This is a genomic window from Labrenzia sp. THAF35 (assembly GCF_009363595.1).
GTDB classification, from domain to species: Bacteria; Pseudomonadota; Alphaproteobacteria; order Rhizobiales; family Stappiaceae; genus Roseibium; species Roseibium algicola.
The window spans coordinates 3313582-3328519 of the sequence record NZ_CP045380.1 but is presented as its reverse complement, the minus strand read 5'-3'; the positions used below and the strand labels follow the sequence as shown (position 1 = coordinate 3328519).

Sequence of the window (14938 nt, the reverse complement as noted above, 5' to 3'; positions counted from 1 at the left end):
TCGACAAAATGCACAATAAGAAGCACGGCGCGAACTCGCGGCGCCTTGGCATTTGCATAATTTCCAGGAGAAGAAAATGGTGGGTGAGTGGGGGCTCGAACCCCAGACCCGCTGATTAAGAGTCAGCTGCTCTACCAACTGAGCTACACACCCAAAGCGACAGGGCCGCGAGAACCGCGCGGCACGTCGGATGGCGGGTGTATATAGTGCGATCCGATTTGGCGCAACGGTTTTTATGACAATTTTTTATCATGGCCGGTCTGCGGGAAACGCAACCCGGAGAAAATCCGCAGCCGCCGGAAGGAAAGCTCGTTAACGCCGCCCGAAAGGCAACTTTCAGAAACATCTTCGATCTTTTGCGCAATTTTCGAAATTAAGGCTTGACCGGTTTTATCCGCCTGACTAGGGTGCGGCGCATCAAGACCGGGGCAGACGTGACGGGCTTGGGCCAGCTTGTTGAAGTCGCTGTCATATCGGCTTGCCTCAGGTTGGCGGGACAAACCCGGTTTCGGGAGTTCCACAACGACGTCGAACCGGGCCAGACGGCCTGCAGCATCAAAGGACCGGGACGACATGGCAATGTCGCTCATTCTAGTAGTAGTAGGAAAGCGCGCCTCCGCGGCGGGATAACCCCGTACGGACAGGATGGCGCGCGACCAAGGCTCCCAAAGGGGCCTTTTTTTGTACCCGCCTCCTGACCACGCATTTTCCACCACTGCCCGGATCTTTGACGCCGCATGCGTCAGGCCAGACAGACAGTGTTTTATCAGTCCGCGCCCGATCGGGCAGGATTGACAGAAAAACAAACAGTTATGTGAGCCAAAGCCTGATCCACAGGCGAGAATGCAAGGACGAAACGAATGACACGGGAAATGACCGGCGCCGAAATGGTCATCCAGGCGCTGAAAGACCAGGGAGTTGACACGATCTTCGGCTACCCGGGCGGTGCTGTGCTTCCCATTTACGACGAGATCATTCAGCAGGAAGGTCTGGAGCATATTCTCGTACGGCACGAACAGGGCGCAGGCCATGCCGCCGAAGGCTATGCCCGCTCCACCGGCAAACCGGGTGTTGCCCTGGTCACCTCCGGTCCAGGCGCCACCAACATGGTGACTGCCCTGACCGACGCCATGCTGGATTCCATTCCGCTTGTCTGCATTTCCGGCCAGGTACCGACCCATCTGATCGGCAACGATGCCTTCCAGGAGTGCGACACGGTCGGCATCACCCGCCCCTGCACAAAGCACAACTGGCTGGTTCGCGATGTCGACGACCTGCCGCGCATTCTGCATGAAGCCTTCTATGTCGCCACTTCCGGCCGTCCGGGCCCGGTTGTCGTCGACATTCCGAAGGACGTTCAGTTCGCGACCGGCACTTACCAGGGCCCGACGCCGAACCCGGCTGCCGCGCACAAGAGCTACCGTCCGCAGCTGAAGGGCGATGCCTCCAGCATCCGCATGGCCGCCGAATTGATGGCCAACGCCAAGAAGCCGGTGCTTTATACCGGCGGCGGTGTGATCAACTCCGGCCCGCAGGCCTGCCAGTTGCTGCGCGAACTGGTATCGCTGACCGGCTTCCCGATCACCTCCACCCTGATGGGCCTCGGCGCCTATCCGGCGTCCGGCGACAACTGGCTCGGCATGCTGGGCATGCATGGCACCTACGAAGCCAACATGACCATGCACGACTGCGATGTGATGATCTGCATCGGGGCCCGCTTCGACGACCGCATCACCGGCCGGACCGATGCCTTCTCGCCGAACTCGAAGAAGATTCATATCGACATCGATCCGTCCTCCATCAACAAGACGATCAATGTCGACCTGCCGATCATCGGCGATGTCGCCCACGTGCTGGAAGACCTTGTGCGGATCTGGCGGTCCTCTTCGCTGAAATCCGACGCCAAGGCCATGAAGGACTGGTGGACGCAGATCGATCAGTGGCGGGCACGCAACTCGCTGGCTTACAAGCCGAACAGCGACGTCATCATGCCGCAATATGCGATCCAGCGGCTCTATGAACTGACCAAGCACCGCAAGACCTTCATTTCCACCGAAGTCGGCCAGCACCAGATGTGGGCGGCCCAGTTCTACGGCTTCGAGGAGCCGAACCACTGGCTCACCTCCGGCGGCCTCGGCACCATGGGCTACGGCCTGCCGGCTGCCATCGGTGCGCAGGTGGCCCACCGCGACGCGCTGTGCGTGGACATTGCCGGCGATGCATCGATCCTGATGAACATCCAGGAAATGTCGACTGCCGTTCAGTTCGGCCTGCCGGTCAAGGTGTTTATCCTCAACAACCAGTACATGGGCATGGTGCGCCAGTGGCAGCAGCTGCTGCACGGCAACCGTCTGTCCCATTCCTACACCGACAGCCTGCCGGACTTCGTCAAGCTGGCCGAGGCCTACGGCGGGGTTGGGTTCCGGGTCGAAAAGCCGGGTGATCTGGACGGGGCAATCGAGGAAATGATTGCCGTCGACAAGCCTGTCCTGTTCGACTGCCGCGTTGCCAATCTGACCAACTGTTTCCCGATGATCCCCTCGGGCAAGGCTCACAACGAAATGCTGCTGCCGGACGAAGCCAACGACGAAGCGGTTGCCAACGCCATCAGCGCCGAAGGCAAGTCGCTCGTTTAAGGTGAAATAGGCAAAAGGACTTTAAGAAAATGAACGCACAGAATGTTGATGCGCCTTCCGCCTATTTCCTGGCAGAAGTCAGCAACGAAATCGAAACCCACACCCTATCGCTGCTCGTGGACAACGAGCCGGGTGTCCTCGCCCGCGTGATCGGCCTGTTCTCCGGCCGTGGTTACAACATCGACAGCCTGACCGTGTCGGAAACCGAACACGAGAAACACCTGTCCCGCATCACCATCGTGACCACCGGTACGCCGATGATCATCGAGCAGATCCGCCACCAGCTCGATCGGCTGGTGCCGGTGCACCGGGTGACCGACCTGACCGTTCGCGCCAAACGCACCAACCAGGACAAGCCGCTGGAACGTGAGCTTGCCCTGGTGAAGGTGGCAGGCACCGGTGAAAAGCGCCTGGAGGCCCTGCGCCTTGCGGATGCCTTTCGCACCACCGTGATCGACGCGACGACGGAACATTTCGTCTTCGAGATCACCGGCCGGACCTCCAAGATCGAGCAGTTCATCTCCATCATGAAACCGCTCGGTCTGGTCGAAGTCTCCCGCACCGGCGTCGCTGCCGTTCAGCGTGGACCAGAAGGCCTTTAAGGGGTCGCTTTCTGATCTCAAGGCCCGTCGCACCCGGTGCGGCGGGCCTTTTTTGTTTTCCTGAGCATGTTGAGGCACGGCACACAGCAGATCGGGCGAACTCCCGCCGTCGTGTTCCTTGGCAACAGCCGAAGACTTGCCTACATGCATCGGACACCTCGAAACCGGACAGAACCTGCCCATGCCCTTCGATCTTAATATTTATCTTGAGCGGATTGGCCTGGAGACGTGCCCGGCCACCCTGGACGGCTTGAGGGCCCTGCAGGCCGCCCAGATCAGCGCCATCCCGTTCGAAAACGTTCTGCCTTTTCTTGGCAAGGTTCCGGAGCTTGGCCGGGACAGCCTCTGGCAAAAGCTCGTTCAACACCGTTGCGGCGGTTACTGTTTCGAGCTGAACTCTCTGCTGGGTGACGCACTGGCAGCCATCGGCTTTTCCTCCCGGCAGGTGCTTGCCCGGGTGCGTATGGGGGCGGCGGAGGGCGGAGCACGCTCACACCTTGCCCATGTCGTGACATGTGATGGAACCGAATGGCTGGTCGATGCCGGGTTCGGCGGCCAGGCTCCAGCCGAGCCTGTGCGCATTTCAGAAGAACGCCAGCAGGTCCGCGACCAGGTCTACAGGATACGCCTTGAAGCTGCGTCAGGAGAGCACGTACTGGAACGACAGACTGAGGAGGGTTGGTTCGCGCTCTACGGATTTGACCGGGTAGACGTCCGCCCTGTCGACATTGAAGCCGCCAATTTCCTGTGCGCCGCCTCGCCCAGACAGTCCTTTGCGGGCAGCATGAAATTCTACCGGCTCACGGATCGGGGTTTCATCAGCTTTCTGGACGGCCGGGCTCGGTTTGTCGGCGGTGGCAACAAGCGGGAGTGGCTGATCGAGGAAGCGGAAGACCTTGGCCGCTTCATGCGCAACGACCTTGGCCTCGGATATGACGACGACACGGTTCACGCCATTGCCCTGCGATTGAGGGATCTGCGCCGTCTCGACTGAATTGGGTGCAACAGCACCGCAATACCGAGAGGCCTGTGGCATCCCCACAGGCCTCGCCTTCCCTAAAGCTTGCTCTCGATATTGATCGTCAACGTCTTGCGCAAGGGGGCGTCGTCCGGTCCGCTCATCGGCGCGACGTGATGCCAGGAATTGTAGGTCTTCACGAACAGGACACACTGGTTTTCCTCAAACGGGAATGTCTTCAGCGTTTCAACATCCTCGAGGGGCATCGCCTTGTTGATGTGGTTGAAGACCTTCGTCCGGTCCTTGGGAAGGCACACCGCCGTGCCGCCACCCCATGCGTGATCCCAGGCTCCCGGCTCCATCATGGACAGAACCAGCGTGATCAATTTATGCGGAGCGTCGGTGTGCGGCAGGATCTGACCGCCGTTTGCCGGCATCATCGAGAACTCGAACCGGGCACTGATCTCGGTCTGGCGACGGAGGCGACTCAGCAGGCTGGCCTTCCGCTGCCCGTCCTTCGCAATCACCTTGAGCCTGCGCAGGCCCAGGTCGATATTGTTGGCGACCAACATATCCAGCACGTTGCTTATGAAGTTCTCGGATTTCACATGATCGTAAAACGTTTTCCAATCAGGTGTATCTGACAGGAACTTGTAGTAGTTATCCGGATTATTGATGTCGGACAGAGAATATTTGTGTCCGAGGTTTGGCATGTATTTGAACAGATCCTTGTCAGGATAGCTCTCGACGAGTGACCGGTACATTTCCAGTGGCAATACATCTGTTACATAGCAAACGGGATATGGCTCGTAATCGAATTGAGGCCCGCTCAAATTCAACATGGATCGGGGTCCCTGCTCTCGCTTGGTGTCGGATTTTATTCAAGCAGCCGGTTGGAGATCCGGCCGTAACGCGCCCCCGCCGCTTATTGGCACAGGCTGTCGTCCGTCAGCAACCGCTTTCACAAACACCGGGGTGACAAAACGCGCGGTGTCGGCTTGCGTTCCATCAAAATGGCGCCCTAGACGCGACGTGAACGAGCGCGTATACGACACGCGCGCTGTTAGCGCCGATCCGGCGCGATTCAAACCAATCAGACCAAAAGGCATTTCGCCATGATTCACGGTCTCTCCCGGCCGAAAAACCAGATCCGCTGGCTGCTGCTGGAAGGCATTTCGCCGACCGCGCGCGCGGTTCTTGAAAAACACGGTTATACAAACGTTGAAGTCCTGTCCGGAGCCCTGGAAAAGGACGCGTTGATCGACAAGCTGCAGGGCGTCCAGATGCTCGGCATCCGCTCCCGTACCCAGGTGACCGAAGAGGTTCTGGAAGCGGCCAAGAGCCTGGTTGCTGTCGGCTGCTTCTCCGTCGGCACCAACCAGGTCGACCTCAAGGGCGCGCTTACGCGCGGCATCCCGGTGTTCAATGCCCCCTTCTCCAACACGAGATCCGTGGCCGAACTGACCGTTGCCGAAATCGTCATGCTGATGCGCGGCGTCTTCCCGAAATCCACCGCTGCCCACGAAGGCCGCTGGATGAAAAGCGCTGCCGGTTCCCACGAAGTTCGCGGCAAGACACTTGGTATCGTCGGCTACGGCAATATCGGCACGCAGTTGTCGAACCTGGCCGAGGCCATGGGCTTGCGGGTGATCTACTTCGATCTCGTCGACAAGCTGCAGCACGGCAACGTGATGCCGTCCGAAAGCCTCGATGGCCTGCTGGCTGAATCCGATGTCGTGTCCCTGCATGTTCCCGATACGCCGGAAACGCGCGACATGTTCGGTGCTGACCAGATTTCGAAGATGAAGAAGGGCGCGTTCCTGATCAACAACGCCCGCGGCAAGGTTGTCGATATCGACGCTCTGGCTGCCGCGCTGAAGTCCGGCCACCTGGCAGGCGCTGCCATCGACGTCTTCCCGGTCGAGCCGAAGTCCAACAAGGACGAATTCCTGTCGCCTCTGCGCGGCCTCGACAACGTCATCCTGACCCCGCACGTGGGTGGTTCGACGGAAGAGGCCCAGGACCGGATCGGTGAGGAAGTCTCCAAGCGACTGGTGGAATACTCCGATGTCGGGTCCACCATCGGCGCCGTCTCGTTCCCGCAGGTTCAACTGCCCAAGGGCACGTCGGCCACGCGTTTCATCCAGGTGCACCACAATGCGCCCGGTGCCATGCGCACGCTGAACGACCTCTTCACCCGGCACAACCTCAACATCTGTGCCCAGTACATGCAGTCCCATCTGGACATCGGCTACGTCGTTCTGGATGTCGACAGCCCAGTGGAAGATCCGGTCAGCATTCTGGAAGAGATCCGCACCCTGCCCAACACCATCCGGGCAAGGCTGCTTAACCGGGTCTGATCGTCCCGGCCTTCAGAAACGACAAAAGCCCTGGAGCATTTCCAGGGCTTTTTCTTTTTCAAACGCTTTGGCTTACCAGATTGGTCTAATCCACCGTGACCGGGCTGAAGACCCGATTGCGCCCCTGTTTCTTGGCTTCATAAAGCCGAAGGTCCGCCTGCCGGAACAGGGCCTCCATTGTGTCGCCGTCCTGCGGCGCACTGGCCAGACCGATGCTGACCGTTACCTTTTCCGGAAGATAGATCTTGCTGAACCGCTCGATCGCCTTGCGCAGCCGCTCGGCCATGGAGGTCGCGCCTTCCACCGACAGTTTCTCGCACAGAAGCACGAACTCTTCGCCGCCCACCCTGTAGAGGTGATCGTCGGAACGCAGGTTGTCGGCCAGAAGCCGGGCAACCATCTTCAGGATCTCGTCACCGGCCTGATGGCCGTGCCGGTCGTTCACCTGCTTGAAGTGATCGATGTCGATCACGAGCAGGGACAGGGGTCGGTTTTCCTGCAGGTTCTTGGCCAGGATCTTGGGCGCATTCTGGTCGTACTGGCTGCGGTGAAGCGTGCCGGTCAGGTGATCGCGAATGGAAGCTTCCAGAAGCTTGTGATAGCGCTCCCGGTAGGTCAGCACCTGAAACACGTCCTTGAAGGACCTGTTGGTGAGCCAGCTGCTCTCGTTGTCGAAATACTTCAGGTAGAGGATGAACAGCGCCGTATAGACCAGCGTAGCCACCATCTTGGCTGCCCAGCCGCCGACAAACACGTGCCAGGGTGCACCGGAAACATAATGCAGCGCCAGGAAGAACCCGGCCTGGTCGAAAGTCAGCACTGCCGCGCCGCAGATTAGGAAACGCAGGCCCAGGTGCCGCCCGACCCAATTGCCGATCCGCTCATAAAGCACGATGATCGCGATCGCGTCGACAAACAGCAAGATGGTGCCCCAGACCATCAGCAGTCCCATTTCATCGATAAAGGCGAAATCCGGATTGCGGCCGTCCGTGACCGAGATGGTATCGTGGTTCCGCAGGATCATCACCAGTGCGACGATCAGGAAGTTGCCGGTCAACAGGCCGTAGATCGGCTGGCGGACGATCAGCGCATCCTCGCGGATGTAGAGCAGCAGGATCATCAGAAGCTTGCCGGAAAAAAGCACTGTCGAACCGGGGGAGACAATGCCGAACGGCAACTCGATGTAAAAGACGCTGGCGAGATATGTTTCCAGGAAATGCATCACACCAAGCGCGCACATGAAGACGCCGATACCGATCACCTGACGAGCCCGCAGAAGGCTCATCATGACGATGAAATAAACGGCTGCCTGGGCCAAGAGGAGGAGCGCGTTGGAGATGGCCATGGATTACCTGGTAGTTTTCTCGATCCGAGACCTCGATGTATGCATTGATTCTCGTTCGGATCGACACCGAAATCGGTTTCAGTCCGGAACAAGCTTAAGAATCGGGCCCCTTGCGGCCAGTCTTAGAGGAAACGGCGGAACCTGAAAACCTAGTCGTAATACTGTACTGCGACCTTGTGCGGGCTCGCCGAACCCTGCGTTGCAACCCTACATGAGAGGCGGAAACCTGTCATTGCCCGCGAAAGCCCCAAGACGATGGAAACCAGACGCAACGTCAAACCGGCCCCGCCTGCCCTTGCACATCTTCCCGACAACCTGATCGTCTTTGATGGCATTTGCGTTCTGTGCTCCGGCTTTGCCCGGTTCGTCGCCAGGCACGACCGGACAGCAGGCTTTCGCTTTGTCGACGCCCACTCGGACATCGGTCAGGCACTCTACCGGCACCACGGGCTCGACCCGCAGAAGATGGAAACCAACATCGTTATCTGCCGCGGCCGGGCCTACACCAAAATGGCGTCCTTCACCGCAGCCATGAAAAGTCTCGGCTGGCCCTGGAAGGCGCTCACGGTGCTGGATCTTCTGCCGCGCAGGCTCGCGGACTGGACTTATGACAGGATTGCCCAAAACCGCTATCGGCTCGGCAGACGAACCTGTCCCCTGCCGTCGGCGGCCCTGAAGGAACGGCTCCTTGACTGAACTTTCCCGAAGGAAACGCATCGTCGTACTCGGTGGCTACGGCGTTTTCGGCGGAAAGCTGGCGGAGGCGCTGCTGAGGCACGAGCATCTGGATGTCATCGTTGCAGGCCGCAGCCAGCAAAAGGCTGAAGACTTCTGTCGCCGGCATGGTGGCACTGCCGCCGTTCTGGATCGGACGGCACCTGATTTCGCTGCTGCCCTTCTCGCCCTTCGCCCTTTCGTCACCGTCGACGCCGCCGGACCGTTTCAGGCCTACAGGCAATCCCCCTACGCTGTTGCGGAAGCCGCGCTTGCCGCCGGGAGCCATTATCTGGATCTTTCCGACGATGCCGGGTTCACCAGCGGTATTCCTGTGCTCGATGAGCAGGCACGCTTGAGCGGACTGACCGTGCTGTCAGGCGTTTCCAGCGTACCGGCTCTCTCTTCGGTTGCGGTCGAAGCTCTTCGGCATGAGTTCTCACAGGTCGACCTGATCGAAAGCACCATCCTGCCTGGCAATCGTGCACCTCGTGGCCTCTCCGTCATCGAAGCGATCCTGGCCCAGTCCGGCAAGCCCGTTTCCGTCTACCGCGATGGCGGATGGACAAAGGTCATCGGCTGGTCTGGTCTCTCCCGGCGCCGGATCGGCCCGGAAGGCAGCAGCGGCCTTTCAAAGCGCTGGTCGAGTTTCATCGGCGCGCCGGATCTGACACTCTTTCCCAAGGTCTACAACGCCCGAACGGTGCTGTTCCGGGCGGGACTTGAACTCTCCCTCCTTCATCTGGGCCTCTGGGCTCTCTCCTGGCTGGTGCGTCTTCGCCTTGTCAGGTCACTGCAAGCTGCCGCTCCACTCCTTCGTACTGTCGCGGGCTGGTTCGAACGGTTCGGGTCCGACCGCGGCGGCATGGAAGTCCGGCTTGCTGGGCTTGGCAAGGACGGCCAGCCCTTGGCCGCCAGCTGGTCTCTGATTGCGGAAGCCGGCGACGGGCCGCATATCCCGGCAGTCCCGGGCGCTATCTTGTGCAAGCACCTCGTCGAAGGTGTTGTTCCAGCCGGAGCGCGGCCAAGCCTTGGTGAATTCAAGCTGGCAGACGTCGAGGAGGCCACCGCTCATCTGAACGTCCGCACCTTCGCTGCAAAGCAGGCTGCACCGGTCTTGTTCCAGCAGGCACTCGGCAGCAGCACCTTCAAAGCTTTGCCGGAAAGGATCCGCTCCCTTCACACAGTATTTGACCGCCGGCAATGGATCGGTGAGGCAAAGGTCACGCGCGGCACCTCGCGGCTCGGCCAGTTGCTGTGCCGTATCGTCGGCTTTCCGCCCGAAGCAGATGCAACTCCGGTGAAAGTGACCAACAAGCGGCAGGGCGACAAGGAAATCTGGCAGCGCAATTTCGGCGGCAAGACTTTCCGGTCCGTGCTCAGCCTGTCAGGTGCACCGGGCTCCGGCGTCGTTCAGGAGCGCTTCGGACCAACAACGTTCAAGATTCACCTGAATCTGAAAGGCCATGCACTCGCCTATCCCGTTCGCAGTGGCAAACTTTTTGGGATTCCCTTGCCGCGCTGGTTGTTGCCGATCAGCGAAACAGCCGAGACGGCACCGGATGGCATCTTCCGCTTTGACGTCGAGATCTCCCTGCCCGGTCTCGGGCGGCTCGTGCGATATCAAGGGTGGCTGAAGCCCCACCAACACTGAAAAACATTGTCTCTAGTGACAATTCCTCGTTTGACTTCAACAGCTTTTGACACAATCTTGCGAACCTGACCCAGTCTCTTAAAGCCAGATCAGAACCGTTTTCACCGGACTATCAATCATGCCTGCCGTTTCGCGCCTTTCCGTCAATGTCAACGCCATCGCCATGTTGCGAAATCGCCGGGATCTGCCCTGGCCGAGCGTGACTGGCCTTGCGGCCATCGCGATGGAAGCCGGCGCCAAGGGCATCACCGTGCATCCTCGTCCGGACGAACGCCATATCCGCAAGACGGACGTGTTCGAGCTGTCCGAGCTGATCGAGGACCGGTTCCCGAACAAGGAACTGTGCCTGGAGGGCTATCCGGCCCCCGATTTCATGAAGCTGGTGGAGGAAGCCCGCCCCGAACAGGTCCTGTTCGTGCCGGACGACCCGCAGCAGTCCACCTCGGACCATGGCTGGGACTTTTCGAAAGACACCGGCGCGCTGGAAACGGCGATTGCCGCCGCCAAGGAGTGGGCGGTCACGGTCTCGCTCTTCTGCGATCCGGACCCGGCGGCTCCCGAACACGCTGCCAGGCTCGGGGCGGAACGTATCGAGATCTACACCGGCCCCTATGGTGCCTGCTACGACGACCCGGCACGCGCCGAAAAGGAACTCGACATGATTGTCGCCACGGCGGAAGCCGCCCAGGCCTGCGGGCTCGGCGTCAATGCCGGGCATGATCTGACCGTCGAAAACATTCCTGCCCTGATGGCGCGCGCGCCCTTCATTCGGGAAATGTCGATCGGCCACGGCTTTACCGCCGATGCGCTGATCCATGGCTTTGCCGAAAGCGTTGCCCGCTTCCGCCGGGCAATGGGCGAGATCTGATGAACGACACTTTGGAAAAGCAGGTCGCGTTTCTTCTGGAAACCGACAAGCTGAAGGAAGTCGTCCGGCTGAACCAGCTCACGGGCGGCGCCCGGCGCGAGACCACGGCCGAGCACTGCTGGCACGTGATCCTGCAGACGCTGACGCTTGCCGAGCACGCCCCTGCCGGCACCGACATCAACCACGTCGTCAAACTGCTCGCCGTTCACGACCTGGTCGAGATCGACGCAGGCGACCACTGGGTCACAGACGACAACCGGGCCGGCATCAAGGATCTTGAACAGGCAGCCGCAAGCCGACTGTTCGCCCTGCTTCCCTCATCGCAAGGCCTGGATTTCAAGGCTCTTTGGCTGGAGTTCGAAGCCAACGAAACACCGGAAGCCAAATTCGCCAACGCGATGGACGCGCTACATCCGATGGTGCTGGTCTTTGCATCCGGCCTGGACGATCCGACCCATGAACCCATTTCCGCCGAAGCGTTGAAGCTGACGAAGGAATCCCGCCTGTCTCCCTTCCCGGGTCTTTGGGATTTTGCCCAGGACCTGCTGAACAAGGCCGTACGCGACGGCCGGCTGCTGCCCTGAAACATCCTTCCGGCTGCACCCCGCAGCCTTTTCTCGAGAACCGAAATGCCGATAGATCTTTGGCTCGTCTTTATTGCCGTCTCGCTCCTGCCTGCCGTCAGTCCCGGCCCGGCAGTCATGCTGGCCATTTCCAACACGCTCCGGTTCGGCCGTAACGCGACCTTCGCTTCCGCGGCAGGCAATGCCACGGGACTGGTAATCCTGGGATACGCGGTCGCCCTCGGCTTCGGCGCACTGATGGCAGCCTCCGCCGTGGCCTTCACGGTGCTGAAGGTCATTGGTGCCGCCTATCTCATATTCATCGGCCTCAAGATCTGGCGCGACAAGTCTGCCTTTCACGTGGAAGATGGTGTCCTGATTGCCCGCAAAAGCCCCAGAAAGCTGTTTCTGGAGGCGCTGCTCGTTTCCGTCACCAATCCAAAGGCCATTCTGGTCATCACCGCGCTGTTCCCGCAATTCATGCGCGCCGACGGCATCGATCTCACGGAGATCTCGGTGCTGTCCTTCACCTACGCCGCATTGTGTTTCGCCAACCATGCCGCAATTGCCTACGCAGGCGGTCACATGCGCCGCTTCCTGACGTCTGCAAAGCGCATGCTGTGGGTACGCCGGATCACAGGCACGCTCTTTGTCGGCTTTGGTGCAGCACTGGCCGCTGCCAGCCGGTAAAAGGCGCAAACTGGTCGGTCGTTGGGGGATCACGATACGGGGCGAATCCGATAGGCTCGCCCCTAGCCTCCTTCAACCGGACCAGTCTCTTGCCCTTCAGGATCCTTACATTTTGCGGCAGTCTTCGTGCTGCATCGTCCAATCTGGCCCTGCTGAGCGCAGCAGAACGACTGGCGCCCGACGGGCTCGTTCTCAACCGCTATGACCGCATCGGCGATCTGCCGCATTTCGTGCCGGATCTGGATATTACCGACCACCTGCCGGAGATCGTCATCGACCTGCGTGAACAGGTTGCGCGCGCCGACGGGCTGCTGTTCGCCGTGCCGGAATACATGCATGCACTGCCCGGCAGTTTCAAAAACACTCTCGACTGGATGGTTGGTTGTCAGAAGTTTCCGGGCAAGCCGGTCGCGCTTGCCCACGTCACCTCCCGCCACGCCTTTGCCCCGGTTCAGCTGGAAGAGATCCTCCGGACCATGTCCGCCGAAATCGTCAGCGAAGCCGGATTTTCGCTTGGCCTCACCAGCAATGCCATCACCCCTGAGATGATCTGTACGGATGCCTCCCTTGCCGCGATCGTCACGCGACACCTCGACCGATATCAAACCTGGCTAAGCCGAGAGCGTGGCTGAACCCCCTTCGGAAATCCAGCCCGCCTAGTCTGCCGGATCGATTACCAGAAGAAGCCGCGGGCCACCTGCCGGAGTTGCGGCCGGAGACCGGTGCAAGAGAGCGGTTCTTTCGTCGCAGGACCATTGCCGGCCGCGAAAAACGGCAACGCCCCCAGGCGGCACCTGACGGATGCGACCAGGCTCCTCGGCCACATTTTCCGGCACATATTCCGTTCCCGCCCCGCGATACGTGCACAACAACCGGGCGCGAACATTGTCCAGGTGGAACTTCGGACACATGACGTCTTCCGAAACATCCAGCCGCAATCGCAGCAGACGCACTGTCAGCGTCTTTGCCAGTATCAGGGCAAGTGCCCCGACATCACTTGCCAGCATGTCCCTCTCCCGACACGCAGGAAGTCCATGACTCTCGCAAGCCGCCCGGACAGCCGCCTCTGCCAGATGCACAGGCACCACCGTGCGCAGGTCCGGCAGGTTGTCTTTCGGCAAGGCATTCACCCACCTCTGAAATTCGGGATCCGGCGTTCGCCGCCAGATAGCGGCGGCGATGCCCGGATCGCGAATGTCGGCGAGAATGTTCGGATCCCGGCCGATAATCACATCCCGTGCGGCAGGCCCGTTCGAAAAGGCGTCCACTTTCGGTTCCAGCGCTGTCATGCTGCGCGGTCCGCATGGCGGAAGGCTGGAAAGGGATCCGGCAGTTGCGCAAAGGCCGAAAGTTCGTTCCCCGCGCTTTCGCCGATCAGGCACGCATCGAGCCGGCTTTTCAGAAGTGGCCAGTCGATGCCCGCACCGATGAAGACAATTTCCTGCCGCCGGTCGCCAAACGGTTCGACCCAGAGCGACTTCGCATAGGCCCGGGCGCGGTCGTCATCCGGCCAACGCTCCTGCGGCACCGACGCCCACCAGGTGCCAAGCGGACTGATGCTGGAGAGCGCCCCGGCCAACGAGAACTCGATCACCCACTGCGGCCGGCTGCCGACCCAGAAATGGCCCTTGGCGCGGATCACGCCCGGCAACTGCCCGTTGAGCAGCTCATGGATCTTTTCCGGATCGAACGGCCGCCGTGCCCGGTAGACATAGGAGGCAACACCATATTCCTCGGTTTCGGGAATATGGTCGGCAAAGCCGTAAAGCTCCTTGGCCCACATCGGGTGTTCATGAGCCTTTTCAAAATTGAAGAGCCCCGTGTTCAGGATGTCGGAAGGCGAGACTTCCGAGTAGTCGGTCTCGATAATCTTCGCATCCGCGTTGAGACTGCGGATGATCTTGCGGGCAGCATCCACCTGTCCGGCCGACGCGGCACCCACCTTGTTGAGAACCACCACATCGGCAAACTCTATCTGGTCCGTCAGGAGATGCACCAGCGTGCGTTCGTCCTCCTCGCCTAGCGTCTCTCCCCGATCGCTCAGGAAATCATGGCTGGAGTAATCCTTCAGCAGATTGACCGCATCGACCACCGTCACCATCGTGTCGAGCCTTGCCACATCGGCAAGGCTGTCGCCGGCTTCGTCTCGGAATTCGAAAGTCGCTGCCACCGGCAACGGTTCGGATATCCCCGTTGATTCAATAAGCAGGTAGTCGAACCGCCCTTCGCCAGCCAGGCGGCGAACCTCGTTCAGCAGATCGTCGCGCAAGGTGCAGCAGATGCAGCCATTGGACATCTCGACAAGGGTTTCCTCGGTCTTGCTCAGCTCCGCGCCGCCTGCCCGCACCAAGTCTGCGTCGATATTCACCTCCGACATGTCGTTGACGATTACAGCCACCTTCAACCCGGAACGGTTGTTGAGGATACGATTGAGCAAGGTGGTTTTTCCCGCTCCAAGGAACCCGGACAGAACGGTTACAGGCAGGCGTCGATCGGACATATGGCCTCCAGCAAGTTTGTCATGTTATGTTATTACATATCAAATCTG

The 14938-nt window shown here is 60.1% G+C and carries 15 protein-coding genes and 1 tRNA gene; 10 read left to right on the top strand and 6 right to left on the bottom strand.

Annotation, left to right across the window (positions count from 1 at the left end):
• Window positions 1–77: 77 nt before the first annotated feature.
• Both FIU93_RS15190 and FIU93_RS15185 read right to left on the bottom strand, forming a co-directional pair.
• Window positions 78–153 (bottom strand) — tRNA-Lys (locus FIU93_RS15190).
• 80 nt (window positions 154–233) lie between these two features.
• Window positions 234–590 (bottom strand): hypothetical protein, encoded by a 357-nt coding sequence (locus tag FIU93_RS15185; RefSeq protein WP_152506065.1) that lies wholly within the window; start codon window positions 588–590, stop codon window positions 234–236.
• A 270-nt stretch (window positions 591–860) separates the two neighbouring features.
• Between FIU93_RS15185 and FIU93_RS15180 the strand changes: the two genes are divergently transcribed.
• From FIU93_RS15180 to FIU93_RS15170, 3 genes are all read left to right on the top strand, one after another.
• Complete coding sequence (locus tag FIU93_RS15180; RefSeq protein WP_055655364.1) at window positions 861–2636, top strand: acetolactate synthase 3 large subunit; 1776 nt, start codon at window positions 861–863, stop codon at window positions 2634–2636.
• 29 nt (window positions 2637–2665) lie between these two features.
• Window positions 2666–3238 (top strand): acetolactate synthase small subunit, encoded by a 573-nt coding sequence (ilvN, locus tag FIU93_RS15175; protein ID WP_023000590.1) that lies wholly within the window; start codon window positions 2666–2668, stop codon window positions 3236–3238.
• 181 nt (window positions 3239–3419) lie between these two features.
• Window positions 3420–4232, top strand: a complete 813-nt coding sequence (locus FIU93_RS15170) for an arylamine N-acetyltransferase (protein WP_152506064.1) — start codon at window positions 3420–3422, stop codon at window positions 4230–4232.
• A 62-nt stretch (window positions 4233–4294) separates the two neighbouring features.
• On the opposite strand, the gene FIU93_RS15165 is transcribed toward FIU93_RS15170, so the two are convergent.
• Window positions 4295–5038, bottom strand: a complete 744-nt coding sequence (locus FIU93_RS15165; RefSeq protein WP_152506063.1) for a hypothetical protein — start codon at window positions 5036–5038, stop codon at window positions 4295–4297.
• A 273-nt stretch (window positions 5039–5311) separates the two neighbouring features.
• Here FIU93_RS15165 and serA point away from each other — a divergent pair, with 273 nt between their 5' ends.
• Complete coding sequence (serA, locus tag FIU93_RS15160; RefSeq protein ID WP_023000587.1) at window positions 5312–6556, top strand: phosphoglycerate dehydrogenase; 1245 nt, start codon at window positions 5312–5314, stop codon at window positions 6554–6556.
• A gap of 85 nt (window positions 6557–6641) precedes the next feature.
• Here serA and FIU93_RS15155 read toward each other — a convergent pair whose 3' ends face one another.
• The gene (locus FIU93_RS15155; RefSeq protein WP_152506062.1) at window positions 6642–7901 is read right to left on the bottom strand and encodes a GGDEF domain-containing protein; all 1260 of its coding nucleotides are present in this window, start codon (window positions 7899–7901) and stop codon (window positions 6642–6644) included.
• A 255-nt stretch (window positions 7902–8156) separates the two neighbouring features.
• Here FIU93_RS15155 and FIU93_RS15150 point away from each other — a divergent pair, with 255 nt between their 5' ends.
• From FIU93_RS15150 to FIU93_RS15125, 6 genes are all read left to right on the top strand, one after another.
• On the top strand, window positions 8157–8597 hold the full coding sequence (locus tag FIU93_RS15150) for a DCC1-like thiol-disulfide oxidoreductase family protein (RefSeq protein ID WP_152506061.1): 441 nt from the start codon (window positions 8157–8159) through the stop codon (window positions 8595–8597).
• On the top strand, window positions 8590–10269 hold the full coding sequence (locus tag FIU93_RS15145; protein ID WP_152506060.1) for an SDR family oxidoreductase: 1680 nt from the start codon (window positions 8590–8592) through the stop codon (window positions 10267–10269). The genes FIU93_RS15150 and FIU93_RS15145 overlap by 8 nt, the downstream gene beginning before the upstream one ends.
• A 118-nt stretch (window positions 10270–10387) precedes the next feature.
• Complete coding sequence (locus FIU93_RS15140; protein WP_062488201.1) at window positions 10388–11137, top strand: pyridoxine 5'-phosphate synthase; 750 nt, start codon at window positions 10388–10390, stop codon at window positions 11135–11137.
• Entirely contained in the window at window positions 11137–11721 is a 585-nt protein-coding gene (locus tag FIU93_RS15135) for an HD domain-containing protein (protein WP_077292395.1), read from the top strand. Before FIU93_RS15140 ends, FIU93_RS15135 begins: the two co-directional genes overlap by 1 nt.
• A 45-nt stretch (window positions 11722–11766) precedes the next feature.
• Window positions 11767–12390, top strand: coding sequence for a LysE family translocator (locus tag FIU93_RS15130; protein ID WP_152506059.1), 624 nt, complete (start codon window positions 11767–11769; stop codon window positions 12388–12390).
• 89 nt (window positions 12391–12479) lie between these two features.
• Window positions 12480–13022: an NADPH-dependent FMN reductase gene (locus FIU93_RS15125; protein ID WP_173017337.1), complete on the top strand. Its 543-nt coding sequence runs from the start codon at window positions 12480–12482 to the stop codon at window positions 13020–13022.
• 24 nt (window positions 13023–13046) lie between these two features.
• On the opposite strand, the gene FIU93_RS15120 is transcribed toward FIU93_RS15125, so the two are convergent.
• Together FIU93_RS15120 and FIU93_RS15115 are read right to left on the bottom strand one after the other, a co-directional pair.
• Window positions 13047–13679: a DUF1826 domain-containing protein gene (locus FIU93_RS15120; protein WP_152506057.1), complete on the bottom strand. Its 633-nt coding sequence runs from the start codon at window positions 13677–13679 to the stop codon at window positions 13047–13049.
• On the bottom strand, window positions 13676–14890 hold the full coding sequence (locus FIU93_RS15115; protein WP_152506056.1) for a GTP-binding protein: 1215 nt from the start codon (window positions 14888–14890) through the stop codon (window positions 13676–13678). Before FIU93_RS15115 ends, FIU93_RS15120 begins: the two co-directional genes overlap by 4 nt.
• Window positions 14891–14938 lie beyond the last annotated feature (48 nt).

What these genes read in the sequence shown, in the direction of transcription:
- FIU93_RS15155 (WP_152506062.1), bottom strand. Translation starts at nt 7,901, where the DNA reads ATGGCCATCTCCAACGCGCTCCTCCTCTTGGCCCAGGCAGCCGTTTAT.
- FIU93_RS15185 (WP_152506065.1), bottom strand. Translation starts at nt 590, where the DNA reads ATGAGCGACATTGCCATGTCGTCCCGGTCCTTTGATGCTGCAGGCCGT.
- FIU93_RS15150 (WP_152506061.1), top strand. Translation starts at nt 8,157, where the DNA reads ATGGAAACCAGACGCAACGTCAAACCGGCCCCGCCTGCCCTTGCACAT.
- FIU93_RS15165 (WP_152506063.1), bottom strand. Translation starts at nt 5,038, where the DNA reads ATGTTGAATTTGAGCGGGCCTCAATTCGATTACGAGCCATATCCCGTT.
- FIU93_RS15180 (WP_055655364.1), top strand. Translation starts at nt 861, where the DNA reads ATGACACGGGAAATGACCGGCGCCGAAATGGTCATCCAGGCGCTGAAA.
- FIU93_RS15140 (WP_062488201.1), top strand. Translation starts at nt 10,388, where the DNA reads ATGCCTGCCGTTTCGCGCCTTTCCGTCAATGTCAACGCCATCGCCATG.
- FIU93_RS15135 (WP_077292395.1), top strand. Translation starts at nt 11,137, where the DNA reads ATGAACGACACTTTGGAAAAGCAGGTCGCGTTTCTTCTGGAAACCGAC.
- serA (WP_023000587.1), top strand. Translation starts at nt 5,312, where the DNA reads ATGATTCACGGTCTCTCCCGGCCGAAAAACCAGATCCGCTGGCTGCTG.
- FIU93_RS15130 (WP_152506059.1), top strand. Translation starts at nt 11,767, where the DNA reads ATGCCGATAGATCTTTGGCTCGTCTTTATTGCCGTCTCGCTCCTGCCT.
- ilvN (WP_023000590.1), top strand. Translation starts at nt 2,666, where the DNA reads ATGAACGCACAGAATGTTGATGCGCCTTCCGCCTATTTCCTGGCAGAA.
- FIU93_RS15170 (WP_152506064.1), top strand. Translation starts at nt 3,420, where the DNA reads ATGCCCTTCGATCTTAATATTTATCTTGAGCGGATTGGCCTGGAGACG.
- FIU93_RS15115 (WP_152506056.1), bottom strand. Translation starts at nt 14,890, where the DNA reads ATGTCCGATCGACGCCTGCCTGTAACCGTTCTGTCCGGGTTCCTTGGA.
- FIU93_RS15120 (WP_152506057.1), bottom strand. Translation starts at nt 13,679, where the DNA reads ATGACAGCGCTGGAACCGAAAGTGGACGCCTTTTCGAACGGGCCTGCC.